20 protein-coding genes and 1 tRNA gene are annotated in these 24,710 nt (G+C 66.7%); 7 read left to right on the forward strand and 14 right to left on the reverse strand.

What is annotated here, in order from left to right; genetic code table 11:
- Window positions 1-160 precede the first annotated feature (160 nt).
- From AC4D2R_RS16130 to AC4D2R_RS16150, 5 genes are read left to right on the forward strand one after another with little or no spacing between them, the layout of a single operon-like run.
- Entirely contained in the window at window positions 161-1,513 is a 1,353-nt protein-coding gene (locus AC4D2R_RS16130) for an ABC transporter substrate-binding protein (protein WP_490941129.1), read from the forward strand.
- A gap of 20 nt (window positions 1,514-1,533) precedes the next feature.
- Window positions 1,534-2,499: a carbohydrate ABC transporter permease gene (locus tag AC4D2R_RS16135; protein ID WP_490941130.1), complete on the forward strand. Its 966-nt coding sequence runs from the start codon at window positions 1,534-1,536 to the stop codon at window positions 2,497-2,499.
- The gene (locus AC4D2R_RS16140; protein WP_490903945.1) at window positions 2,496-3,416 is read left to right on the forward strand and encodes a carbohydrate ABC transporter permease; all 921 of its coding nucleotides are present in this window, start codon (window positions 2,496-2,498) and stop codon (window positions 3,414-3,416) included. The genes AC4D2R_RS16135 and AC4D2R_RS16140 overlap by 4 nt, the downstream gene beginning before the upstream one ends.
- 42 nt (window positions 3,417-3,458) lie before the next feature.
- Complete coding sequence (locus AC4D2R_RS16145; RefSeq protein ID WP_490941131.1) at window positions 3,459-4,517, forward strand: NAD(P)-dependent alcohol dehydrogenase; 1,059 nt, start codon at window positions 3,459-3,461, stop codon at window positions 4,515-4,517.
- Window positions 4,518-4,574: 57 nt separating this feature from the next.
- A complete protein-coding gene (locus AC4D2R_RS16150; protein WP_490941132.1) occupies window positions 4,575-5,579 on the forward strand; it encodes a carbohydrate kinase family protein in 1,005 nt (334 codons plus the stop codon).
- A 653-nt stretch (window positions 5,580-6,232) separates the two neighbouring features.
- Here the strand turns inward: AC4D2R_RS16150 and AC4D2R_RS16155 are convergent.
- Window positions 6,233-6,314, reverse strand: a tRNA-Leu gene (locus AC4D2R_RS16155).
- A gap of 142 nt (window positions 6,315-6,456) precedes the next feature.
- Between AC4D2R_RS16155 and AC4D2R_RS16160 the strand changes: the two genes are divergently transcribed.
- Window positions 6,457-7,056 carry an ANTAR domain-containing response regulator gene (locus AC4D2R_RS16160; RefSeq protein ID WP_490903350.1) on the forward strand — a complete coding sequence of 200 codons (600 nt, stop codon included), beginning with the start codon at window positions 6,457-6,459 and terminating at the stop codon, window positions 7,054-7,056.
- A gap of 108 nt (window positions 7,057-7,164) precedes the next feature.
- On the opposite strand, the gene pyk is transcribed toward AC4D2R_RS16160, so the two are convergent.
- From pyk to hisI, 11 genes are all read right to left on the reverse strand, one after another.
- On the reverse strand, window positions 7,165-8,658 hold the full coding sequence (gene pyk, locus AC4D2R_RS16165; RefSeq protein WP_490941133.1) for a pyruvate kinase: 1,494 nt from the start codon (window positions 8,656-8,658) through the stop codon (window positions 7,165-7,167).
- A 46-nt stretch (window positions 8,659-8,704) separates the two neighbouring features.
- A complete protein-coding gene (locus tag AC4D2R_RS16170) occupies window positions 8,705-10,162 on the reverse strand; it encodes a glutamate synthase subunit beta (protein ID WP_490941134.1) in 1,458 nt (485 codons plus the stop codon).
- Window positions 10,155-14,765: a glutamate synthase large subunit gene (gene gltB, locus AC4D2R_RS16175; protein ID WP_490941135.1), complete on the reverse strand. Its 4,611-nt coding sequence runs from the start codon at window positions 14,763-14,765 to the stop codon at window positions 10,155-10,157. The genes AC4D2R_RS16170 and gltB overlap by 8 nt, the downstream gene beginning before the upstream one ends.
- 248 nt (window positions 14,766-15,013) lie before the next feature.
- A complete protein-coding gene (gene lgt, locus AC4D2R_RS16180) occupies window positions 15,014-16,177 on the reverse strand; it encodes a prolipoprotein diacylglyceryl transferase (protein ID WP_490941136.1) in 1,164 nt (387 codons plus the stop codon).
- Window positions 16,174-16,977: a tryptophan synthase subunit alpha gene (gene trpA / locus AC4D2R_RS16185; RefSeq protein ID WP_490941137.1), complete on the reverse strand. Its 804-nt coding sequence runs from the start codon at window positions 16,975-16,977 to the stop codon at window positions 16,174-16,176. Before trpA ends, lgt begins: the two co-directional genes overlap by 4 nt.
- Window positions 16,974-18,332 (reverse strand): tryptophan synthase subunit beta, encoded by a 1,359-nt coding sequence (gene trpB / locus AC4D2R_RS16190; protein ID WP_490941138.1) that lies wholly within the window; start codon window positions 18,330-18,332, stop codon window positions 16,974-16,976. Before trpB ends, trpA begins: the two co-directional genes overlap by 4 nt.
- An 83-nt stretch (window positions 18,333-18,415) precedes the next feature.
- Window positions 18,416-19,228 carry an indole-3-glycerol phosphate synthase TrpC gene (gene trpC, locus AC4D2R_RS16195; protein WP_490941139.1) on the reverse strand — a complete coding sequence of 271 codons (813 nt, stop codon included), beginning with the start codon at window positions 19,226-19,228 and terminating at the stop codon, window positions 18,416-18,418.
- Window positions 19,229-19,477, reverse strand: coding sequence for an HGxxPAAW family protein (locus AC4D2R_RS16200; RefSeq protein ID WP_490941230.1), 249 nt, complete (start codon window positions 19,475-19,477; stop codon window positions 19,229-19,231).
- A 146-nt stretch (window positions 19,478-19,623) separates the two neighbouring features.
- Entirely contained in the window at window positions 19,624-20,235 is a 612-nt protein-coding gene (locus AC4D2R_RS16205; protein WP_490941140.1) for a Trp biosynthesis-associated membrane protein, read from the reverse strand.
- Window positions 20,232-21,806, reverse strand: a complete 1,575-nt coding sequence (locus AC4D2R_RS16210; protein WP_490941141.1) for an anthranilate synthase component I — start codon at window positions 21,804-21,806, stop codon at window positions 20,232-20,234. The genes AC4D2R_RS16205 and AC4D2R_RS16210 overlap by 4 nt, the downstream gene beginning before the upstream one ends.
- 4 nt (window positions 21,807-21,810) lie before the next feature.
- Window positions 21,811-22,284 carry a phosphoribosyl-AMP cyclohydrolase gene (gene hisI / locus AC4D2R_RS16215; protein WP_490941142.1) on the reverse strand — a complete coding sequence of 158 codons (474 nt, stop codon included), beginning with the start codon at window positions 22,282-22,284 and terminating at the stop codon, window positions 21,811-21,813.
- 78 nt (window positions 22,285-22,362) lie between these two features.
- Between hisI and AC4D2R_RS16220 the strand changes: the two genes are divergently transcribed.
- Window positions 22,363-23,007, forward strand: coding sequence for a TIGR03085 family metal-binding protein (locus AC4D2R_RS16220; protein ID WP_490941143.1), 645 nt, complete (start codon window positions 22,363-22,365; stop codon window positions 23,005-23,007).
- A gap of 32 nt (window positions 23,008-23,039) precedes the next feature.
- Here AC4D2R_RS16220 and hisF read toward each other — a convergent pair whose 3' ends face one another.
- Together hisF and hisG are read right to left on the reverse strand one after the other, a co-directional pair.
- Window positions 23,040-23,810, reverse strand: coding sequence for an imidazole glycerol phosphate synthase subunit HisF (gene hisF / locus AC4D2R_RS16225; RefSeq protein ID WP_490941144.1), 771 nt, complete (start codon window positions 23,808-23,810; stop codon window positions 23,040-23,042).
- 9 nt (window positions 23,811-23,819) lie between these two features.
- Window positions 23,820-24,665 (reverse strand): ATP phosphoribosyltransferase, encoded by an 846-nt coding sequence (gene hisG / locus AC4D2R_RS16230; protein ID WP_490941145.1) that lies wholly within the window; start codon window positions 24,663-24,665, stop codon window positions 23,820-23,822.
- Window positions 24,666-24,710: the final 45 nt, after the last annotated feature.

The following is a 24,710-nucleotide window of genomic DNA, read 5'->3' on the forward strand; positions in this document are numbered from 1 at the left end:
ACCAAGGCGCTAGTTGTGCCTCACCTCACAGCCCTAATCTTGAGGAATAAGAGCGCGGCACACCGAATTCCCGGTAAGCATTCGCCTCGCCCCGGTCCGGCATCGACACGGTAGTCGACATGCGGTGACTGTGCACCCTTGAAGAACAAAGGAGTCCTTAATGCGCCTGAAAACGCGCCCTGCCGTCGTGTCCGCCGGAGCCCTCTGCATCGCCCTGAGTGCCACGGCCTGCGCAGGTGCCGGCGGCGGCAATTCCGCCGGAGATTCAAACAGCATCAGTGTCCTGATGGTCAACAACCCCCAGATGGAGGACCTGCAACGGCTCACCGCTGATAACTTCACCAAGGAAACCGGGATCAGGGTCAATTACACGATCCTGCCGGAGAACGACGTCAGGGCCAAGATCAGTCAGGAGTTCTCCAGCCAGGCCGGCCAGTACGACGTCGCCTCCCTCTCTAACTACGAGATCCCGTTCTATTCGGCCAACGGCTGGCTGGCCCCACTGGACGATGTGGCGGAGGACCCGGAATTCGACCAGGATGACATCCTGCCCGCCTACACGGCATCCCTTACCGGCGAGGACGGCAAGCTGTATGGTGAACCGTTCTACGGTGAGTCCTCCTTCCTGATGTACCGCAAGGACATTCTGGAGGCTAAGGGCCTGACCATGCCGCAGAAGCCCACCTGGGATGAGGTCGCCGAGATAGCGGCGAAGGTGGACGGCGCGGAACCGGGCATGAAGGGAATTTGCCTCCGTGGCCAACCGGGCTGGGGCCAGGTCTTCGCGCCCCTAACCACCGTCGTGAACACCTTCGGCGGGACCTGGTTCGATAAGGACTGGAACGCTCAGGTCAATTCCCCGGAATTCACCGAAGCGGTGGAGTTCTACACCAAGCTGGTCCGCGAGCACGGTGAAGCAGGCGCCGCGCAAGCCGGCTTCACCGAGTGCCTCAACTACATGAGCCAGAGCAAAGTAGCCATGTGGTACGACGCCACCTCGGCCGCAGGCGCCCTGGAATCCGAGGATTCCCCAGTAGAGGGAAAGATCGGCTATGCCCAGGCCCCGGTGAAGGAAACCAAGTCCTCCGGCTGGCTCTGGACCTGGTCCTGGGCCATGCAGGCCGCGTCCAAAAAGCAGGACGCCGCCGAAGAATTTATTGCCTGGGCCAGCTCAAAGGACTACGAGGAACTCGTTGCCTCCGAGCTCGGCTGGGCCAAGGTCCCGTCCGGCAAACGCATCTCCACCTACGAAAACCCCGAGTTCCAGAACGCCGCTCCGTTCTTCGAAGCTGAACGCTTCGCCATCGAGAACGCCGACCCGAAAAACCCCGGCGTCCAGGAACGTCCGGCCGTCGGCATCCAGTTTGTGGGCATCCCCGAATTCGCCGCCCTGGGCACCAACGTCTCCCAAGGCGTCAGCTCCGCCATCGCCGGCCAGGGTTCCGTGGCCGACGCGCTGGCCAAAGGCCAGGAAGCCGCCCAAAAAGTCGCCGATAAGTACAAGCAGCCCTAACCGAACCGCAGGAGAACATCATGACTACCGCAACGGCGCGCATCTCCCGCCCGGGACGCAATGCCACCCCCTCACGAGACGCCAGGTCGCGCGAACGTGCCCTGGCCTGGGCGCGGCGGGCACCGCTGCTCCCGGCCCTGATCTTCCTCATCCTGGTCACCCAGCTCCCGTTCGTGGTGACGCTGATCATCTCGTTCATGAACTGGAACAGCCTCAGCCCGGACAAGACCGCCTTCGCCGGCGTGGAAAACTACGCCACGGTCCTGACCGACCCTGACCTCCGCCAGGCAATTTTCACCACCATCCTTCTCACCGTCTCCGTAGTGCTGATCAGCCTGCTCATCGGCCTAGGACTGGCGCTGCTGCTGGACAAAAAGTTCATGGGCCGCGGCCTTGCCCGGACCCTGCTGATCGCCCCGTTCCTGGTGGTACCGGTGGCCGCAGCGCTCATCTGGAAGCATGCCCTGCTCAACCCCATGTACGGGCTGATCAACGGCATCCTCACCTGGATCTGGTCCCTTTTCGGCGGCGCCGCGGCGCCTCAACTGGATCTGCTCTCGCAGGCACCCATGATGGCGGTGATCCTCTCCCTGGTGTGGCAGTGGACCCCGTTCATGATGCTCATCCTGCTGGCCGGTTTGCAGTCCCGGCCCATGGACACCGTGGAAGCTGCCCAGATGGACGGCGCAACACCGTGGGGGATCTTCCGCCACCTCACGTTGCCGCACCTGCGCCAGTACCTGGAGCTGGGCGGGCTGCTCGGCGCCATCTACATCGTGCAGAACTTCGACGCCGTCTTCACCCTCACTGCAGGCGGACTGGGCACCGCCAACCTGCCCTACGCCATCTACCAGACGTTCTACTTCTCCAACGAATACGGCCTGGCATCCGCCGCTGGCGTCGTCGTGGTCATCGGCACCATCATCGTGGCCACCTTCGCACTCCGCACCGTTTTCTCACTCTTCAAGAAGGAGGCAGCACGATGAGCACAATCACCCCCTCTGCGCCGCAGAGCACACCTCCCGGTCCCACCGCGCTGAACACCGGCCGCGCTCCACGTCGCCGCAAGGCACGTCTGGACCCCACCCGCAACAACACCGCCGCCGGAATCGCGGCCTGGCTGCTGGCCCTGCTCTTCGCAGTTCCGGTCCTGTGGATGATCCTCACCTCGTTCCACTCCGAGACCGACGCCGCAACGAACCCGCCCTCCATCGCCGCGAACCTCACCCTGGACGCGTACCGGGAGTTCTTCGGCGAAACCTCGGGCGTCAGTCCCTGGCCGTCGCTGATCAACTCCGCCACCGCCTCGATCCTGTCCACGGTCCTCGTGCTGGTCCTGGCCTTCCCTGCCGCGTACGCGCTCTCCATCCGGCCGGTGAAGAAGTGGACGGACGTAATGTTCTTCTTTCTCTCCACCAAGATGATGCCCGTGGTGGCGGCGATCCTTCCGCTCTACCTGTTCGCCCGGACCGTAGGAGCCTTGGACAACATCTGGTTCCTGATCCTGATGTACACCTCCATGAACCTGCCCATCGCCGTCTGGATGATGCGCTCCTTCCTGGCCGAGGTGCCGGAAGAAATGCTCGAAGCGGCACAAATTGACGGTGCCAACCTCCTGCTTATCCTGCGCAAGGTCATTGCGCCCGTGGCCATGCCGGGCATCGCCGCCACCGCCCTGATCTGCTTCATCTTCAGTTGGAACGAATTGCTCCTGGCCCGTGTCCTGACCGGCGTGGTGGCAGGCACCGCCCCGGTCTTCCTGACCGGTTTCGTCTCCGGCCAGGGCCTTTTCCTCGCCCAGGTCTGCGCGGCCGCCGTCGTCATCTCCCTGCCGGTACTATTCGCAGGCTTCGCCGCACAGGACAAGCTCGTCCAAGGCCTATCCCTCGGCGCCGTGAAATAGCCCCGCGGGTTCCCCACAAGACTCTCCTCAAGGATTACTTCGATGACAACAACAACCACACACTCACCTGCCAACGGCGCCGGCCTTCCCTCCACCATGCGGGCCAACATTCTCAAGAGCCAGGGCGACATGGCCATGGGAACCCTGCCCCTGCCACAGCTCGGCGCCGACCAGGTCCTGGTGCAGGTCGCCGCCGTGGGCGTCTGCGGCAGCGACGTCCACTACTACGAGCACGGCCGGATCGGCCCCTACGTGGTGGACCACCCGCTGATCCTCGGCCACGAACTCTCCGGCCGGATCGCCGCCGTCGGCAATGCCGTTGATCCCGCCCGCATCGGCCAGCGCGTCGCCGTCGAACCTCAGCGCCCCTGCCGCATCTGCAAGCAGTGCAAGGCCGGCCGCTACAACCTCTGCCCGGACATCGAGTTCTACGCCACCCCGCCGGTTGACGGCGCCTTCGCCGAATATGTCACTATCCAAAGCGACTTCGCCTTCGACATCCCGGACAGCGTCAGCGACGAGGCGGCCGCCCTCATCGAACCGCTCTCGGTGGGGCTGTGGGCCTGCGAACGGGCCGAGATTAAGCCCGGGAGCCGGGTCCTGATCGCCGGCGCCGGTCCCATCGGCATCATTGCCGCCCAAGCCGCCCGTGCCTTTGGGGCCACCGAGATCTACGTTTCGGACATCGCAGAAGACCGTCTCGCGTTCGCCCTCGAACATGGCGCGACCCACGCCCTGAACGCCAGGACCGACGGTGTGGAAGGCCTCGACGTCGACGCGTTCATCGACGCCTCCGGCGCACCACAGGCGGTCCGCTCTGGAATCAAGGCCGTGGCACCGGCTGGCAGGGTCATCCTGATCGGATTGGGCGCGGACGACGTCGAGCTCCCCGTCTCGTTCATCCAGAATCGGGAAATCTGGCTCTCCGGCGTCTTCCGGTACACCAACACCTGGCCGCTGGCGATCCAGCTCATCGCCGACGGAAAAGTAGACCTCGACATCCTCGTCACCGGGAAATTCGCCCTCGCTGAATCCGAAGAGGCGCTCAAAGCGGGGAAGCAGCCCGGCCAGCTCAAAGCCGTCGTTTACCCGGGCCGCTAACCAGCGCTCCCACGACAACAGCAACCACATCTAGGACCAACCTGCGAGGAAGCAGCCATGCCACCACGAGGTATCGTGCCCCAACCAGAGCTCATCTATGACGCAGCCGTGGTCACCGTGATCGGGGAATCACTCGTTGACATCATCGATGACCCCCACCACGGGAACATTGCACCAGATATGCACCCTGGTGGCAGCCCGCTGAACGTGGCCGTCGGGTGCGCCCGACTGGGCCTTCATTCCAAACTCGTCACGCACTTCGCCAAGGACCCGTACGGTCAGATGATCGCCGAGCACCTGGCTGACAACGGTGTCGAAACTATCGTCGGAGGATCCCATCCAACGTCGACAGCCGTCGCGACCCTGGATGAGACGGGAGCCGCCCGGTACACGTTCGACATCAGCTGGGACATCAACGGAGCATCCATCCAGGCCCTGGCGACGGCGGAGAGTTCCACCCACGTCCACACCGGATCCATCGCGACGGTCCTGCCCCCGGGAAGCAGAGCAGTGCTGGGCCTGATCGAGGGTGCCCGCCACCACGCCACGATCAGTTTTGACCCCAACTGCAGGCCAGCGATCAGTCCAGACCGGACGAGTGCCCGGAAACAGGCCGAAGACTTTGTTGCCGTCAGTGACATCGTCAAAGCCAGCGATGAGGACCTTTGCTGGCTCTACCCCAACAGGACAGTGGAGGAGTCGATGGAGGCATGGCTGGCCTTAGGACCCGCCATGGTGGCAGTGACCCGCGGCACCCAGGGGCCGGTTATCTTCAGCCGGGCGGGCGAGGTCAACATGCCCGCTGAAACGGTCACGGTTGTAGATACAGTCGGGGCAGGAGACTCTTTCATGGCCGCCCTGATTTCGGGGCTCACCCAGCTGAACATGCTCGGGGCAGCTGCACGGCAGCGCCTTCGCGCAATCGGCCAGGACCAGCTCCACTCTCTGGCCAATTACGCGAACAAAGCAGCCGGCATCACCTGCTCCCGGCCGGGAGCAAACCCGCCGGGGCTGGCCGATCTCGGTCCGCTTGCCACCTCGTCGCCGGTCACTGAAGGGTAGCCACCTCATGCGAACCCTCGTTTGTCTCCAGATGCTAGGCAAATAAGACAGTTCGAGGCTCAAGAGTGCGACATATAGCTCATGAGTTCCCACGCATCCGGAATCACCGGGTTCAAAACAACCCTCGGCTGTTGCCACCATCTCAACCGCCATCGTTGCACGACTTCAACACTCTGAAGCTGCACCTACCTCAACGATACGGAGCGTGAGGACCACCCTGACTTTTCTTGACTCATGACGAGACAGAGCTGGATGGGGCTAATGATCAAAGGACGGGGCAGAGGGGCCGGGCCGCGGATCCCACGTGGCCGCTAGCTGTGTCTCTGTAGCACCAGCGAACGAGCCCGAGGTCGCCGCCACCTAAGTCTGCTCGTGGTGATGGTGCTCATGAGTCGCTAACTCTCGGTGGCTGCTTCGCCTGAGCTTCTCGGTGAGGACGATGACCAGGTCAAAAACCGCACCGCGGTCATGTAGCTAAACCGCCGCTCCCCCATGAAGGAGTAAGAACGCTCAGACCGGGCTTCGCGAGAGAAAGGAGGCACCACACCCCTCGAAAACTCCACCCCAGCCACCAGAACCGGCACCCGGACCGCACAATGCGCCGGATTGTCCACAGTCAGAAAGCAAAACCGCCTCTGACTAGGGGAAACTTGTGCCCGAAGTGGGACTCGAACCCACACACCTTTCGATACTGCATTTTGAGTGCAGCGCGTCTGCCAATTCCGCCATTCGGGCCTTCGGCGCGCGCCCGGCAGGTGTGGATGAAGCAGTCACAATGCCGCCGGTGCGCGAAACTACTCTACATGCCGATAGGCTGTTTTAGAGAACCGGTGGGTGCCTCCGACCGGCGTAGGAAGTAGTGATCGAGGAGCAAGTAGTGTCTGAATCCAAGGAATCCCCCGCCCGTCCAGCCAAGCGGGTCATTGTCGCTGAGGATGAGACCCTGATCAGGCTGGACATCGTCGAAATTCTTCAGGGCGAGGGCTACGAAGTGGTTGCCGAGGCCGACAACGGGGAGAAAGCGGTTGAGCTGGCGCAGCAGCACAAACCCGATCTCGTGCTCATGGATGTCAAGATGCCGGTCATGGACGGCATTTCCGCCGCTGAGCAGATCGTCAAGGCGCGCATTGCCCCCGTGGTGCTCCTGACCGCGTTCAGCCAGAAGGAACTTGTGGAGCGCGCGCGCGACGCCGGAGCGATGGCGTATGTGGTGAAGCCTTTCACTCCGGCGGACCTGATGCCGGCGATCGAGATCGCGATGTCCCGTCACGAAGAGATCAAGGCCCTTGAAAGCGAGGTGTCGGACCTCAAGGAGCAGTTCGCAACCCGGAAGCTCGTTGAGCGCGCCAAGAGCCTGCTGACCACAAAGATGGGGCTGACGGAGCCCGAGGCGTTCCGCTGGATCCAAAAAACCTCGATGGACCGCAGGCTCAGCATGCGTGAAGTGGCCGAGACGATCATCAACCAGGTGAACTGACAAACCTGCTTCACACGCACAACCCGCCGCACGAGCATAACGAGGAAGGACCCCGCCCACCGGGCGGGGTCCTTCCGCATTTCAGTCTCTACAGCGGTGCGCCGAGGGCTACTTCCTGCCCTTGACCGGCCAGGGACCGACCTTTTCCCTGTTCGGCGACGTGTGCTCGTCGGGGCGCTGACCGGCGTCGGTGATGTCGCCGACGCGGTGCACCTTGATCGAGTTCGTCGAGCCGGCCTGCCCGGGAGGCGACCCGGCTGCGATGACCACCAGGTCGTCCACCTCGACGAGGCCCGAATCGAAGAGCGTGCGGTCGACCTGCGCCGTCATTTCATCGGTGTGCGCGACGAACTCCACAAGCAGCGGCTGGATGCCCCAGATCAGCGACATCGCATTGAGCGTCGACTGGACGGGGGTGAAGGCGAACAGCGGCTTCTTGGGGCGCAGGCGGGAAAGCCTGCGCGCCGAGTCGCCCGACTGCGTGAAGGTGCAGATGTACTTGGCGTCGAGCTGGTCGGCAATCTCCACGGCGGCGCGGGTAATCGCTCCACCGCGGGTCTTCGGCTTGCTGCCCAGCGGAGGAACCCGCTCCAGTCCATGCTTCTCGGTGGACTCGATGATGTCGGCCATGGTGCGCACGGTCTCGATCGGGTACTTGCCCACGCTCGTCTCGCCGGAAAGCATGACAGCATCCGCGCCGTCGAGCACGGCGTTGGCGCAGTCGGAGGCCTCGGCGCGGGTTGGTCGGGGGTTGTCGATCATCGACTCGAGCACCTGCGTTGCCACGATGACCGGCTTCGCCCAGCGGCGGGCCAGCTCGACCGCGCGCTTCTGAACGATCGGGACGTCCTGCAGGGGCAGTTCAACGCCGAGGTCCCCGCGGGCAACCATGATGGCGTCGAACGCGTCGATGATTTCCTCGAGCGCCTCGACGGCCTGGGGCTTCTCGATCTTCGCGATGACCGGAACGCGGCGTCCTTCCTCGTCCATGATCTCGTGGACCCGGTCGACGTCGGAGGCGTTGCGCACGAAGGAAAGCGCAACCATGTCGACACCGATCTGGATGGCCCAGCGGAGGTCTTCCTCGTCCTTGTCGCTCAGTGCGGGCACGTTCACAGCAACGCCGGGCAGGTTGATGCCCTTGTTGTTGGAGACCATGCCGCCGACGACGACCTCGGTGACGACCTTTACGTCATCGACGGCCGTTGCCCGGAGGGAGACCTTGCCGTCGTCGATGAGCAGCAGGTCGCCGACGTTGACGTCCTGGGGCAGCCCCTTGAAGGTGGTGGAGCTGATCTCCTGGGTGCCCTGGATGTCCTCGGTGGTGATCGTGAATACGTCACCGCGGGACAGTGCGTGAGGTCCGTCGGCGAACCTGCCCAGGCGGATCTTGGGTCCCTGCAGGTCGGCGAAGATGCCGACGGGGCGTCCCAGCTCGGCCGACGCCTTGCGGACGTTCTCGTACGTCTGGGCGTGGACCTTGTAATCCCCGTGGCTCATGTTCATCCTGGCCACGTCGACACCGGCCTCAAGCACAGCCAGAGTGTTCTCATAGCTGGCGATCGCCGGTCCGAATGTTGCAACAATTTTCGCGCGTCTCATAAACCTAGCCTAGTCGTGAATTGGTGGTGGAAAGTCCTGTAGTTGCCTAGAGCACCGCGAGTGAACGGTCAGTGGGCGCCACTGGTGCCGGCAGCCGGGTGGATCCCATGAGCCACTGGTCCACCGCTGCGGCGCAGGCGCGCCCTTCCGCGATGGCCCATACGATCAGGGACTGGCCGCGTCCGGCGTCGCCGGCGGCGAAGATGCCCGGCGTGTTCGTCATGTAGTACCCGTCGCGCGCAACATTGCCGTGCTCGTCGAACTCAGCGTTGACCTGTTCGGTGATGCCAGCCGGTTCCGGGCCCGTGAACCCGAGGGAGAGCAGCACCAGATCGGCCTGGATCACCCGCTCCGTCCCGGCCTTGGGCAACCTGCGGCCGTTGACGTACTCTGTCTCGGCGACGCGGATCCCGGTCAGCTTGCCGTTCTCGCCAAGGAACTCGACGGTTGACGCGAGGTACGTGCGCTCGCCACCCTCCTCGTGGGCGCTTGCGACTTCGAACAGGTTGGGGAACGTGGGCCAGGGCTGGTGCGCGGCGCGCTCGGCCGGCGGCTGCTTGCCGATGGCGAGCGTTGTCACCGACGCCGCCTTGTGGCGGTGGGCGGTGCCGAGGCAGTCGGCACCGGTGTCGCCGCCGCCGAGGATGACGACATGCTTGCCCTCGGCGGAGATCTGGTCCTCCACCGTGTCCCCCGCGACGACCCGGTTCGCCTGGACGAGGTAGTCCATGGCGAAGTGCACGCCGTCGAGCTCGCGGCCGGGGATCGGCAGGTCCCGCGGAACGGTGGCCCCGGTGGCGACGACGACGGCGTCGTACCGGCGCCGCAGCTGGTCCCAGCTGATGTCCCTGCCGACTTCGACGCCGGTGCGGAACCGGGTTCCCTCCGCGCGCATCTGGTCAAGCCGGCGCTCGAGGTGGATCTTTTCCATCTTGAAGTCCGGGATGCCGTACCGCAGCAGCCCGCCGACGCGGTCGTCCCGCTCGTACACGGCGACGGTGTGCCCTGCCCGGGTCAGCTGCTGGGCGACGGCCAGCCCCGCAGGGCCGGATCCGATCACCGCGACGGTCCGCCCGGTGAGGCGCTCGGGCGGATGGGGCTCAACCCAGCCTTCGGCGAACGCCAGGTCCGCGATGGAGACCTCGACCTGCTTGATGGTCACCGCGGGCTGGTTGATGCCGAGCACGCAGGAGGATTCGCACGGCGCCGGGCACAGGCGCCCGGTGAACTCAGGGAAGTTGTTGGTGGCGTGGAGCCGTTCAACAGCTTCACGTCCCTTGTCCCGGTAGATCAGGTCGTTCCACTCAGGGATGAGGTTGCCCAGGGGGCAGCCCTGGTGGCAGAACGGGATGCCGCAGTCCATGCAGCGGCCCGCCTGGCTCTTGAGCACTCCCTTTTCCTGGGCCTCGTAAACCTCTTGCCAGTCCATGATGCGCACGGGAACGGGCCGGCGCGGCTGGGTCTGGCGGTCGCGCACCTTCAAAAATCCGCGTGGGTCAGCCACCGGTTACCTCCAAGATTTTGGTCCACACTTCTGCGCCGTCCGGGTCGAGTCCCTGCTCGACGGCGGTCGCCCTCGCGTTCAGGACCGCGGCATAGTCGCGCGGGAGCACCTTCGTGATGCGCTCGACGGTGTCCTCGAACCGCTCAAGCAGGGTAGCGGCGAGGGCGGATTCGGTCTCCTCGTAGTGCTGGATGAGCAGGCGGCGGACGATCTCGACGTCTTCGGCGTCGGGCTTCAGGAGCCGGAGTTCGCCGCTGCTGAGGCTCTGCGTGTTGACCTTGGCCTCGTCGAGGTCAAGGACGTACGCCGTGCCACCGGACATTCCGGCACCGAAGTTGCGCCCGGTCCTGCCGAGGATCAGCGCCTGGCCTCCGGTCATGTATTCGCAGCCGTGGTCGCCGATGCCTTCAGCGACGGCGGTCGCCCCGGAGTTGCGGACGAGGAACCGCTCCCCCACCTGGCCACGCAGGAACATTTCCCCGCTCGTCGCGCCGTACCCGATCACGTTTCCGGCGATCACGTTGCGGTCGGCAGGGAAGACGTTGGACCGGTCGGGGCGCACGATGATGCGTCCGCCCGAGAGTCCCTTGCCGACATAATCGTTCGAGTCCCCGAGCAGCCGCAGCGTGATGCCGGCGGGCAGGAACGCGCCGAGGGACTGCCCGGCCTGCCCGGTGAGCGTCACGTCGATCGTGTCGGTGGCGAGGGTGTCGAGGCCGAAACGGCGCGTCACCTCGTAGCCGAGCATCGTTCCGACGGACCGGTCGGTGTTGACGACGTCCACGGAGATCCTCACCGGGGACCGGTGCTCGAGGGCGTCGGCGCTCATGCTGATCAGCTTGTTGTCGAAGTGCTGGTCAAGGTCATGGTTCTGCTTGTACAGGTTGCGCCGGGGGGCGTCGGCGCCGAACTCGTTGCCGCGGAGGATCGGTTCGAGGTCGAGCCCGTCGGCCTTCCAATGGTTGATTGCCTGCTTCATGTCGAGCAGTTCACTGTGGCCGATGGCTTCCTCGAACGTGCGGAAGCCAAGCTCGGCGAGGATTTCGCGGACCTCCTCGGCGATGAACTCGAAGAAGTTGACGACGAACTCGGGTTTGCCGGTGAACCGGCTGCGCAGCTCGGGGTTCTGCGTCGCGACGCCAACGGGGCAGGTGTCGAGGTGGCACACGCGCATCATGACGCAGCCCGAGACGACGAGCGGGGCCGTGGCGAAGCCGAACTCCTCGCCGCCTAGGAGGGCGGCGATGACGACGTCGCGGCCGGTCTTCAGCTGCCCGTCGACCTGCACGACGACGCGGTCGCGCAGCCCGTTGAGCATCAGGGTCTGCTGGGTTTCGGCGAGGCCAAGCTCCCAGGGGACTCCGGCGTGCTTGAGCGAGTTCAGCGGGCTCGCCCCGGTGCCGCCGTCGTGCCCCGAGACTAGGACGACGTCGGCCTTGGCCTTCGTGACCCCGGCGGCAACGGTGCCGATGCCGACCTCGGAGACGAGCTTGACGTGCACCCGGGCCGAGGGGTTCGACCGCTTGAGGTCGTAGATCAGCTGCGCGAGGTCCTCGATGGAGTAGATGTCGTGGTGCGGCGGCGGGGAGATCAGGCCGACGCCCGGCGTGGAGTGCCGGGTGCGGGCGATCCACGGGTAGACCTTCTGGCTCATCAGCTGCCCGCCCTCACCGGGCTTGGCTCCCTGGGCCATCTTGATCTGGATGTCGTCGGCATTGGTCAGGTAAAGGCTGGTCACACCGAACCGGCCTGAGGCAACCTGCTTGATGGCCGAGCGGCGCTCGGGGTCGAGGAGCCGGTCGGTGTCCTCGCCGCCCTCACCGGTGTTGGACTTGCCGCCGAGGCGGTTCATGGCGATCGCGAGCGTCTCGTGGGCTTCCTTGGAGATCGAGCCGTAGCTCATCGCACCCGTGGAGAAGCGCTTGACGATGCTCGAAACGGGCTCCACCTCGTCCAGGGGCACCGGTGGGCGGTCACCGCCGCGCAGGTTCAGCAGCCCGCGGAGGGTCATCAGCTCCTTGGACTGGTCGTCGACACCCCGCGTGTAGGCCTTGAAGATGTCGTACCGGCGCTCCCGCGTGGCGTGCTGGAGCCGGAAGACGGTCTCCGGGTTGAACAGGTGCGGCGGTCCTTCACGGCGCCACTGGTACTCGCCCCCGTTGTCCAGGCCCCGGTGCGGATCGTCGATGCCGTCGTCCGGGTAGGCGCTGGCGTGCCGGGCCGCGTTCTCGGCGGCGATGACATCGAGCCCCACGCCGCCGAGCTGGGTCTGGGTGCCGTGGAAGTACTCGTCGACGAAGTCCTGGGCGAGCCCGAGCGCCTCGAAGGTCTGGGCGCCGCAGTAGGAGCTCACGGTGGAGATGCCCATCTTCGACATGATCTTCAGGACGCCCTTGCCGAGGCCCTTGATGAGGTTGGCGACGGCGGCCTCGGAGCTCACGCCGACGATGTCGCCGTTGCGCACGAGCTCCTCGCAGCTCTCCATGGCGAGGTACGGGTTGACCGCCGAGGCGCCGTAGCCGATCAGCACGGCGACGTGGTGGACCTCGCGGACGTCACCCGCCTCAACGACGAGCGAGGTCTTGGTACGGTTCGCGCTGCGCAGCAGGTGGTGGTGGACGGCGCTGGTGAGCAGCAGCGACGGGATGGGCGCCCACTGGGCGTTCGAGTCGCGGTCGGAGAGCACGACGTACTGGACGCCGCGGTTCAGGGCGCTTGAGACCTGCTCGCAGATTTCGGCGAGCCGGGCACGCAGCGATGCCTCTCCGCCGTCGTGCCGGTAGAGCCCGCGCACCCGGACGGTAAGGCGGTCGCCCTCGTCGGATTCCAGGTTCACGATCTTCGCGAGTTCGTCGTTGTTGATGACGGGGAACTTCAGCGCGACCTGCCGCGAGCGGACCTGCCCGGTGGACAGGAGGTTCCCGTCGGGGCCGATCGAGACTCCCATCGAGGTGACGAGCTCTTCGCGGATCGCGTCGAGGGGCGGGTTGGTGACCTGGGCGAAGGACTGGACGAAGTAGTCGAACAGCAGGCGGGGGCGCTTCGACAGCACCGCCACCGGAGTATCGGAGCCCATGGCGCCCAGCGGTTCGGCTCCGGCCTTCGCCATCGGCCCGAGCAGGATGCGCAGTTCCTCCTGCGTGTAGCCGAAGGTGCGCTGCCGGCGGTTGATCGACGCCTTGGTGTGGACGACGTGCTCGCGGTCGGGCAGGTCTTCGAGGGAGATCAGGTTCTCCTTCACCCAGTCTGCCCACGGGTTCGCTGCGGCGACCTCGGCCTTGATCTCCTCGTCCTCGATGAGGCGGCCGGCCTCGGTGTCGACGAGGAACATTTTGCCCGGGGACACCCGGCCCTTCCGGACCACCTTCGAGGGTTCAATGTTGAGGACTCCGACCTCGGAGGCCAGGACGACGAGGCCGTCCTCGGTGACCCAGTACCGGGCGGGGCGCAGCCCGTTGCGGTCGAGGACGGCACCGACGAGGCGCCCGTCGGTGAAGGAGACCGCTGCGGGCCCGTCCCAGGGCTCCATGAGCATCGAGTGGTACTGGTAGAACGCCCGGCGTGCGGGGTCCATGGTGGTGTGGTTCTCCCACGCCTCGGGGACCATCATCATGATCGAGTGGGTGATCGGCCGGCCCGAGAGGGTCAGCAGCTCAGCGACCTCGTCGAATGACGCCGAGTCCGAAGCTCCGGGCGTGCAGATGGGGAACAGCTCTTCGGGGGATTCTCCGAGCAGCGGGTTGGCGAGCTGGGACTGGCGCGCCCGCATCCAGTTCCGGTTGCCCTTGACGGTGTTGATTTCGCCGTTGTGGGCGATGGCCCGGAACGGCTGGGCCAGGGGCCAGGACGGGAAGGTGTTGGTGGAGAACCGGGAGTGGACGATGCCGAGCCGGGTCTTGAACCGGGGGTCGGAGAGGTCGGGGTAGAACGGTTCGAGCTGCGCGGTGGTGAGCATTCCCTTGTACACCATCGTCTTCGAGGAGAGCGAGGGGAAGTAGACGCCGTACTTGTTCTGCGCGCGCTTGCGGACCCGGAACGCCGTCGCGTCAAGGTCGGTGGGCCCGTCTCCGGCGGGGGCCAGGAACAGTTGGACGAAGTGGGGCATGCAGGCACGTGCCATGGCTCCGACAAGGTCCGCAACGACCGGCACGACCCGCCAGCCGAGGACGGTGAGTCCTTCGGATTCGGCGATCGCCTCGATGCCCGCGCGCGCCGTTTCCTCTTCCTTCTTCTCCGCCGGGAGGAAGGCAGTGCCCACCACGTAGGAGCCGGCGGGCGGAAGCGGGAAGTCGACGACGGCCCTGAGGAACTCATCGGGCACCTGGGTGAGCAGCCCGGCACCATCCCCGGTGCCCTCGTCGGCGCCAACGGCACCGCGGTGTTCGAGGCTGCGCAGCGCCGTCAGCGCGGCGTCAACGATGTCGTGACCAGGCTCGCCGCGCAGGGTCGCGATGACGGCGAGGCCGCACGCGTCCTTCTCGTTCTCCGGGTTGTAGAGGCCGGTGGCGGCCGGAAGTGCGGCAAAGCGCTGGAATGGTGATTGCACGCCGGTTTCGGTGCCGGCGGCTGGCTCCGGAGTTGTTCCGGTAGTACGAGCAGTCATCAGAAGAGTCCTTCCCCCATAACGGAGCGTCGGGAGGGGACGGCCTTGGCCCCGGGGGCGCCCGGTCGGAGAACTCGGGGCGCCGATTGTGCAGCTGCAGCGGCTGTGCCTTGACCACCCGGTGAGGTGGTGGGCGGTGGAAGCGGAGCGTCAAGCGTTCCGCGTCCTGGCACTGTGCGGTACGGACTGGAGTGGTGGCCCGGTCGGTGTACCGTGCGGGCCACCACAGCGTGGTCCTTTGTCGTCCTTTAAGGGCGGTGACCCGGGGACTGCGTCCGGGAGTCCGAGTCCCGAGGCTCCGCGAGTGCGGGGTCCTGCGACCCGGGGGTCGCTGAGGAGCCTTGTGTTTCGGAAAGATTACCACGATCATTTTCGGTGGCTACTGAGGCGCCCGCCCCGTGGACATTCGCGGCTGATCCGTTATCTACTGCTGCCTCCCCGGACCCGGGTTTCGCCCCCGCCGTCTCCCCATCCTTCTCGTCGTCCTTTTCGCCCAGCTGCTCCCCGGCGGAGTCCTTCGGGGCCCGACCGGGCAGGTAGACGCTGTCGGAGGCGCCTGGGCGCCGCCGCACCGAAAGGTAGATCAGGACCGCGACGGAGAGGAGGAAGACGACGACGCTTGTCCACACGTTGAGCCGCTGCGTGATCCCGAACAGGGTGATCATCTCGGCGTCGTCGATGCGCAGCGCCTCGATCCAGACCCTGCCCAGCGTGTAGTAGGCGGCGTAGAGCCAGACCATGCGGCCCCCGCGGAGGCGGAAACGCCGGTCAAGGAGGAGCAGCAGGGCCACTCCGGCGAGGTTCCACAGCGATTCGTAAAGGAAGGTCGGGTGGAAGAGCGCGCCGGGCGCCTCCGACGCCGGGAAATTGGCGTTCGCGGCGTCGATCTCAAGGCCCCAGGGCAGGTCGGTGGGCGCACCGAAGAGCTCTTGGTTGAACCAGTTTCCCCAGCGGCCGATCGCCTGGGCCAGGAGCAGTCCGGGCGCGGCGGCGTCGGCGAAGGCGGCAAGCCGCACCCCTGCGCGGCGGCAGCCGATCCAGGCTCCAACGGCTCCGAGCGCCACCGCCCCCCAGATGCCGAGGCCGCCCTGCCAGATCTGCGGGATCCGGGCCAGGTCTCCGTCCGGCCCGAAGTAGGCATCCGGTGAGGAGAACACGTGGTAGAGCCTGCCGCCGATGATGCCGAAGGGCACCGCCCAGATGGCCACATCCCACACGACCTCGGGTTTGCCCCCGTAGCGCTCGAAGCGCTTCTGCGTCAGCCACAGGGCGACGATGATCCCCAGGAGGATGCACAGCGCGTACGCGTGGACGGTGAGCGGGCCGAGGCTGAAACTCGCCCATTCCGCAGGAGGGCTGGGGATTGACGCGGGCACGAGGGCCGTGGCGCCGGGAAGGCCTGCCGGGATCATGGGGTGGTCTTTCTCGTTCCGGAACGAAGTTCCTTGGTAAGGGCGGCGACGGCGGGCACGCCGCCGTCACGCAGGGCGGCGACGAGGGCGGTGCCGACGATCACGCCGTCCGCGTATTCGGCGATCTTCTGGACCTGGGCGGCTGTTGAGACGCCGAGGCCCACGCAGGCGCGCTCCGCGCCCGCGGCGTGGGCGGCCTCGACGACGGCACGCGCAGCGGCGCCGACCGAGGTGCGGGCCCCGGTGATACCCATGACGGAAACGGCATAGACGAAGCCGCGGCTTGCCTCAACGGTTCGCCTCATGCGCTCCGGGGAGGTGGACGGTGCAACGAGGAACACCCGGTCGAGGCCGAATTCGTCGGAGGCCGCCATCCATTCGCCTGCCTCGTCGGGGATGAGGTCGGGGGTGATGAGCCCGGCACCGCCGGCGGCGGCGAGGCGTCCGGCGAACTCCCTTACGCCCATGCGCATGACCGGGTTCCAGTAGGTCATGACGAGGACGGCGGCGTCGGTTTCGCGGGTGATTGCCTCAACGACGTCGAAAATCTGGGAAACGGTGAAGCCGTCGGCGAGGGCCTGGACGGTGGCGTCCTGGATGACCCGCCCGTCCATGACCGGGTCGGAGTAGGGGATGCCGATCTCGATCAGGTCGACACCGTTGCGGGCCATCGCGATGCCGGCCTCAATGGTTGTCGCGGCGTCGGGGAAGCCCGCCGGCAGGTATCCGATGAGGGCCGTGCGGCCTTCGGAGCGCGCCTTCTCGATCGCTGCGGCGGCCTTCGACGAAAGCGTCTTCACAACTGCTCACCTTCCTTGGCGATTTCCTGTTCGGCGCTCTCGTCGGGGAGCAGGTCGAAATATTCCGCCGCAGTGGCGACGTCCTTGTCACCGCGCCCGGAGAGGTTGACGATGACGACCTTGTCCTTGGGGCTCTCGCCCGGGGAAAGCTCCGCGGCGAGCCGCTGGCCGACCTTGATGGCACCGGCAAGGGCGTGCGCTGTCTCGATCGCGGGAATGATTCCCTCGGTGCGGCAGAGGAGCTTGAACGCGTCCATCGCCTCCCGGTCGGTGATTGGCTCGTAGGAGGCCCGGCCGATATCGGCGAGGTGGGCGTGTTCGGGGCCGACCCCCGGGTAGTCGAGGCCGGCGGAGATGGAGTGGGATTCCATGGTCTGGCCGTCTTCGTCCTGCATCAGGTAGGACCGTGCCCCGTGCAGGACGCCGGTGCGGCCCAGGGTGATGGTCGCCGCGTGGCGTCCCGATTCGACGCCGTCGCCGCCGGCTTCGAACCCGTAGAGCCGCACCGCCGGGTCATCGAGGAAGCCGTGGAAGATGCCGATGGCGTTGGATCCCCCGCCCACACAGGCGCACACGGCGTCGGGCAGCTGCCCGGTCTGTTCGAGGATCTGCTCCCGCGCCTCTTCCCCGATGACTTCGTGGAAGTAGCGCACCATCGCCGGGAAGGGGTGGGCTCCGGCGGCTGTGCCCAGGAGGTAGTGGGTAGTGTCGACGTTGGCGACCCAGTCGCGCAGGGCGTCGTTGATGGCGTCCTTGAGGGTCTGCGAGCCGTTCGTGACGGAGATGACCTCCGCCCCGAGCAGCTGCATGCGGGCAACATTCAGTGCCTGGCGCCGGGTGTCTTCGGCGCCCATGTAGACGACGCACTCGAGGCCGAGGAGGGCGGCGGCGGTCGCGCTCGCCACCCCGTGCTGGCCTGCTCCGGTCTCGGCGATCAACCGGGTCTTGCCCATCCGCTTGGCGAGGAGGGCCTGGCCGAGGACGTTGTTGATCTTGTGCGAACCGGTGTGGTTCAGGTCCTCGCGCTTGAGGAACACCCGGACCCCGCCGGCGTGCTCGGCGAAGCTGCGCGCCTCAGTGAGCAGCGACGGCCGGCCGGCGTAGTTGGCGTTGAGCTCGCGGACCTGCGCGACGAACTCCGGGTCGGCCTTGGCGGCCTCGAACGTTTGCTCGAGCTCGTCGAGGGCGGCGATGAGCGATTCGGGCATCCAGCGCCCGCCGTACTCGCCGAAGTAGGGGCCCGGTGCGTGGCGCAGGCTTTCGCCGGCGCCGAGGAAGGCATCCGCCGTTCCATTGTCGAGACCGCCGCCCGGTGCAGCGGTCCGGTCTCCGGCAGTGCGGTGAGTCTCGGTCATTGGCTTTCCTGTTCTGTGGAAATCAGGCGGACCGGCGGGCAGCCGGCCATTTTGGAGGTGCGGCGCAGCGGCCGGCGGCGCTTTCAGCTCTGGCGCAGGGCCTGCCGGGCGCGGCGTCCGGCCGCGGCGAACTCGGCGATCGCCCGTTCGGGCTGGTCGCCGCGGACGAGGGCTTCACCGACGAGCACCGCGTGGGCGCCGAGGGAGGCGAACTCTTCGACGTCCTCGACACCGCGGACCCCCGACTCCGCAATTGTCACTGCACCGGTCGGGATGCGCTCGACGAGGTCGGCGAACACGCTGCGGTCGATGTCGAGGGTCTTCAGGTTGCGTACATTGACGCCGATGATTTTCGCCCGGACGGCGGCGGCACGGTCCACTTCCTCGGCCGTGTGCGTTTCGACGAGGGCGTTCATGCCGAGCTCGTGGGTGAGCCCCAGAAAGTGTTCGAGCTGGGCGTCGGACAGCGCGGCGACGATGAGCAGGACGAGGTCGGCGCCATGGGCGCGCGCCTCCCAGATCTGGTACTCGTCAACCGTGAAGTCCTTGCGCAGCACCGGGATGCCGACGCGGGCGCGCACGGCATCGAGGTCGTCGAGGGATCCGTTGAAGCGCCGCTGCTCGGTGAGCACGCTCACCACGGCCGCTCCCCCGGCCTCGTAGCGGGCGGCCAGGGCTGCGGGGTCAGCGATCTCGGCGAGGCTGCCCTTGGAGGGGCTGCTCCGCTTCACCTCGGCGATGACCTCGAGGCCGCCGTCACCGCGCAGCGCGGCAAGGGCATCGAGCGCCGGGGCGCGCCCCGCAGCGCTTTCGCGCAGCTGTGCAAGGGGTGTGTTCCGGACCCGCGGGGCAAGATCCTCGCGGACGCCGGAGATGATGTCGTCGAGAACGCTCACCTAGTGCCCGTTGTTCTTCAGCTTGGAACCGCCGACTCCGTACCCGATGCGGCGCATGATGAATCCGACGAGCAGCCCGATGAACATGACGAGCACGCCGACCCAGAACAGCACGGTGCCGCTGTCACGGTTTCCCTCGGTGCTGGCGAAAATGAAGGCGAACGAAGAGACCGCAGCCCCCAGAATCATGACCAGCACGCAGGTCCACGCCGCCGGGCTGTTGCCGTGGCCGATGGTTTCATCGCCCATCCTGGCGTGGGTCGCCGACGAGTTCTTGTCCGTGACTGCACTGGTGTTCTCTGCCATTGTGCTTCTCCTTCGTGATGTCTAGCTACATTCTGCCATTAGTGGCGGCCGGTCATGTGCCTGTGATGGGACCGATCCGCCGTGCCGCCCTAGCGGGTTGGGTCGTCGCCGTGGGTGAGGCGGTCCCAGCTGTCGATGTCCTGCCCATGCGCAGTGGTGGGCGCGGGGGCCGCCTTTCCCGGGGCTCCCCCTGCAGCGGGATTTTCGTAGCGGCGGCTGCGTCCCCAGCCCGTGCCCGCGACGGTCATCCACACCGATGCCAGCGCGAGGAGCACCCCGGCCAGGGCGGCAACCCACGGCAGGAGCGTCGACGTGGCGACGGCTCCGGCGCCGCCGCTGATCCCGATTGCCTCGCCGATCGCAGGGGCCGCGGCGGCGAGGGGGTCGGCGAGCACGGCGGAGCTGGCCAGGGTGATTCCCGCTCCCGCAATCAGGAGGATTGCCGCGATGACCCACCGGGCCGTGCGTCCGGCAATTGATACGGCGAGGGCGGCGGCGAGGGCAACGAGGGCGAAGGCCGTCACCGGAGTTGCAGCGTCACTTCCGGGGACAGCGAGATCCGGGCGCTGCACCGCGTCCTGGGGCAGGCGGACGTCGAGCCACGTCTGGGTGGTTGTGCCGAAGGCGAGGGCGGCGACGAGGACGATGCCGAGCACGACGACGCCGCGGCGGCGCCAGCGCGGCTGCCTTGGATCGGTCACTTCGCCTCCACCGGGGCGGGGACTGGCGGAGTCGACGCGGGGCGGAGCCCGGAGGCGATCAGCGCAGCGCGCAGCGGCGCGGCGGCCTTGTTCACCGTTTCGAGCGCTTCCGCTTCCTGGACCGAATCAGCGACGATGCCGCCGCCTGCCTGCACGTAGGCCTTGCCGTCCCGCAGCAGCGCGGAGCGGATGGCGATGGCCAGGTCCATGTCGCCGGCGAAGTCGAGGTATCCGACCACTCCGCCGTAGATGCCGCGCCGGTGGGGCTCGAGCTCATCGATCAGCCGCAGCGCACGCGGCTTGGGCGCCCCAGAGAGCGTTCCTGCGGGGAAGGTGGCAGCGAGCACGTCGTAGGCCGTGCGTCCGGGGGCGAGGCGCCCGACGACGGTTGAGACGAGGTGCATGATGTGGCTGAACCGTTCGATCTCCATGAACTGGCTGACGTCGACGCTGCCGGGGCGGCAGACCTTCGAGAGGTCGTTGCGGGCGAGGTCGACGAGCATGAGGTGCTCGGCTTTCTCCTTCTCGTCGGCGCGCAGCTCCTCCGCGAGGGACCGGTCCTCCTCAGGGCCGGCACCCCGGGGGCGCGATCCGGCAATCGGATGGGTGATGACCTCATCCCCGGTCACCGTCACCAGGGCCTCGGGTGAGGATCCGACGATCGAATACTGCCGGCCGTCGGCGTCCTCGAGGCTGAACAGGTACATATAAGGACTCGGGTTGGTGGTGCGCAGGATGCGGTAGACATCGAGCGCCGAGGCTTCGGTGTCGAGTTCGAACCGGCGGGATATCACCACCTGGAAGACCTCACCGTCGACGATTGCCTGCTTACCGCGCTCAATCGCCGCGAGGTACTGCGTCTCGTCCCACCGCTCCCGAACCCGGGCCATGAGTTCGCGCGCTGGAGGGAGTTCCGCGCCGAGCACGGAGACCGGAAGGTCGCTGGGGGCGCTGAGCTTGGCCAGCATCCCCTCGATCCGGGCGACGGCGTCGTGCCAGGCCTCGTCAACCCGTTCGTCCGATCCGTCGAAGTTGATCGCGTTGGCCACGAGGGTGAGCGAGCCCTCGGAATTGTCGTGGATGGCCATGTCGGTCACCAGACACATTGCCAGTTCGGGAAGCTGCAGGTCGTCCTCGGGCGGGCTGGTCAGGCGTTCCCAGTGGCGCACCGCTTCCCAGCCGATGAACCCGACGAGCCCGGAGGTGAAGGGTGGCAGGTCCGGGAAGCGTTCGGTCCGCAGCGCCGCTACGGTGTCGCGCAGGGCGTCGACGGGGTTGCCGGAGACGGGGACGCCTGCGGGCGGCTGGCCCAGCCAGTGCACCCCGCCGTCGCGCGTGGTCAGGGTGGCCCGGGACGCCGCCCCGATGAAGGAGTACCGCGACCACACTCCCCCGCCCGCTGCCGACTCCATGAGGAACGTGCCCGGCTGGCCCTGGGCGAGCTTCCGGTAGACAGCGATCGGGGTTGCGGCGTCGGCCAGGACCTTCAGGGAGACCGGGATGACCCGCCGGTCGCGTGCCAGGACCCGGAACTCCTGGAGGGTGGGGCTGAGTGCGCCGAGCTGGTGCATTGGCCTACTTCCCTTCGTCCTGTGCTTGCTCAAAATCCTGTGCCTGCTCAACATCCTGTGCGGGCTGGAGGTTCTGCGCATTGCCGATCACCACGGGGACGTCCCCGGCGTCGAAGCAGGTGCGGGTGCCGGTGTGGCAGGCCGCCCCGATCTGGTCGACGCGCACGAGCAGCGCGTCGCCGTCGCAGTCGAGCGCCACCGACTTCACCCATTGGGTGTGGCCGGAGGTGTCGCCCTTGCGCCAGTATTCCTGCCGGGAGCGGGAGAAGAAGGTGACCCGTCCGGTGGTGAGGGTGCGGCGCAGCGCCTCGTCGTCCATCCAGCCGAGCATCAGCACCTCAAGGGTGTCGTGCTGCTGGATCACCGCGGCGACGAGCCCGGCGTCGTCGCGCTTGAGCGCGGCGGCTATAGCGGGGTCGAGCCCGGGAAAGGGCGTGGGGGCTGGCTCGGAGGGGCTCACTGATTCAAGGGAAGGCATCGCCCCTAATTCTAGTGTGCGCCCAACCAATGTCCGCACACGCCCAGGGCCGCGGAGATCGTGCTAGTTTCAGCAGTGATGCGCTACGTAACTCTGTCCCGGGAGGTTCTGGCCGAAACGCTGATAGCAGCGGGGCCGAACTGCCCCACGCTCTGCGACGGCTGGCAGACCCAGGAGCTCGCGGCACACCTGTACCTGCGCGAGCACAACCCCGCTGCGGGCCTGGGGATGCTGGTCAAGCCGCTGGCCCGGATCTCGGACCGGGCGGTCCGACGCACCGCTGCGAAGGCCGCAACGCCCGAGGAATACGCGGAGCTGGTGCGCAGGTTTTCCGCCGGGCCTTCTGCGGTGTCGCCCCTGAAAATCAGCGCGGTGGACCGGAACGCGAACCTGGTCGAGTTCTTCGTCCACACCGAGGACATCCGGCGCGCCGGAACCCGGTGGGCACCGCGCGCCCTCGACAGCGACTATTCGGATGCCCTCTGGGCGGAACTGATCAAACGGGCTGCAATCCTTTACCGCGGAGTCGACCTGGGGATTGTGCTCGTCCGCCCGAACGGGCCGCGGCATGTCGCCAAGCGCGCCCCGGTCTCGGTGGCGATCATCGGTGACCCCGGCGAGCTCGTGATGCACGCCCACGGCAGGACCTCCCACGCCCTTGTGACCTTCGAGGGCCAGCCCGACGCGGTGGCCCTCCTCGAAAGCGCCGAGGTCGGGCCCTAGCCGCTTCGCCCGCGGACTTCCACCCCCAGCCGTCAGCGGACCGGGAACCCGGCCTCCCGGATCGCCTGCTTGACCTGGGCGATCATTTCGACGGGCCCGAAGTGGAAGATCGACGCTGCGAGGACGGCGTCCGCCCCGGCGATCACCGCAGGCGGGAAGTGCTCCGGCGCCCCCGCTCCGCCCGAGGCGATCAGGGGTACCGAGACCGCCGCGCGCACCGCCCGGATCAGTTCGAGGTCGAAGCCCTTCTTGGTCCCGTCGGCATCGATGGAGTTAAGGAGGATTTCCCCGACACCGCGGTCGGCGGCTTCCTTTGCCCACTCGATTGCATCGATTCCGGTGCCCTGGCGTCCGCCGTGGGTTGTCACCTCGAACCCCGAAGGGGTTGACGCGTCCCGGGTCCGCCGCGCATCCAGTGAGAGGACAAGCACCTGGGAGCCGAAGTGGCGGGTGATGTCGTCGATCAGGGTCGGCGCGGCGACGGCCGCCGTGTTCACCGAGGCCTTGTCGGCGCCGGTGCGCAGCAGCCGATCGACGTCGGCGATCTCCCGCACCCCGCCGCCGACGGTGAGGGGGATGAAGACCTCCTCGGCGGTGCGCCCGACCACGTCGAAGGTGGTGGCCCGGTTGCCTGAGGAAGCCGTGACATCGAGGAAGGTGATCTCGTCGGCACCGGCGCGGTCGTAGCGGTGGGCGAGCTCAACGGGGTCGCCGGCGTCGCGGAGGTCCTCGAAGTTGATGCCCTTGACGACGCGGCCGGCGTCGACGTCGAGGCAGGGAATGACGCGCACTGCAACTGTCATTGCTTGCTCCTAGATTCTGCAGGCGTGGATCGTGCTCACGAGGATCGCCCGCGCCCCGAGGTCGTAGAGTTCATCCATGATGCGGTTCGTCGAGTTCCGCTTGACCATCGAGCGCACCGCCACCCAGTCGGAATCCCTTAGGGGAGACACGGTGGGCGACTCAAGACCCGGGGTCAGCGCCGCTGCCTCATCGACGAGTTCCTTGCGGATGTCGTAATCCATCATCACGTACTGGCGGGCCACGAGCACCCCCTGGAGCCGGCGGATCAGCACGTCCAAGCCGGCCGGGGCCTCAACGCCGGCACGGCCGATGAGCACAGCCTCGCTCTGCAGGATCGGGTCTCCGAAGATCTCCATTCCGGCCGCCCGCAGCGTGCTTCCCGTTTCGACGACGTCGGCAATGGCGTCGGCGACGCCAAGGCGCACCGAAGACTCAACGGCACCGTCAAGGCGGACCACCGTCGCGTCGATGCCGCGCTTGCCGAGGAAGTGGCGCAGCAGCCCGTCGTAGCTTGTTGCCACGCGCTTGCCCTCGAGTTCGGCGATGTCGGAGAAATCCCCGACCGGGCCGGCGAAGCGGAAGGTTGAGGCGCCGAAGCCGAGCTGCAGCAGCTCCTCGGCGTTGACCTGCGCGTCGAGGAAGAGGTCGCGGCCGGTGATGCCGACATCGAGGGTGCCCGAACCGACGTAGACGGCGATATCGCGCGGGCGCAGGAAGAAGAACTCGATGTCGTTTTCGGGGTCAACCATGACCAGTTCGCGGGGGTCACGGCGTTGGCGGTAGCCCGCCTCGGTGAGCATCGCTGATGCTGACTCGGAAAGGGCACCCTTGTTGGGAACTGCTACACGAAGCATGAAAGTAGTCTTTCGCTCTGAATTCAGGATCGGGGCAGGGTTCCG

The organism is Arthrobacter sp. TJ-217 (assembly GCF_058269255.1).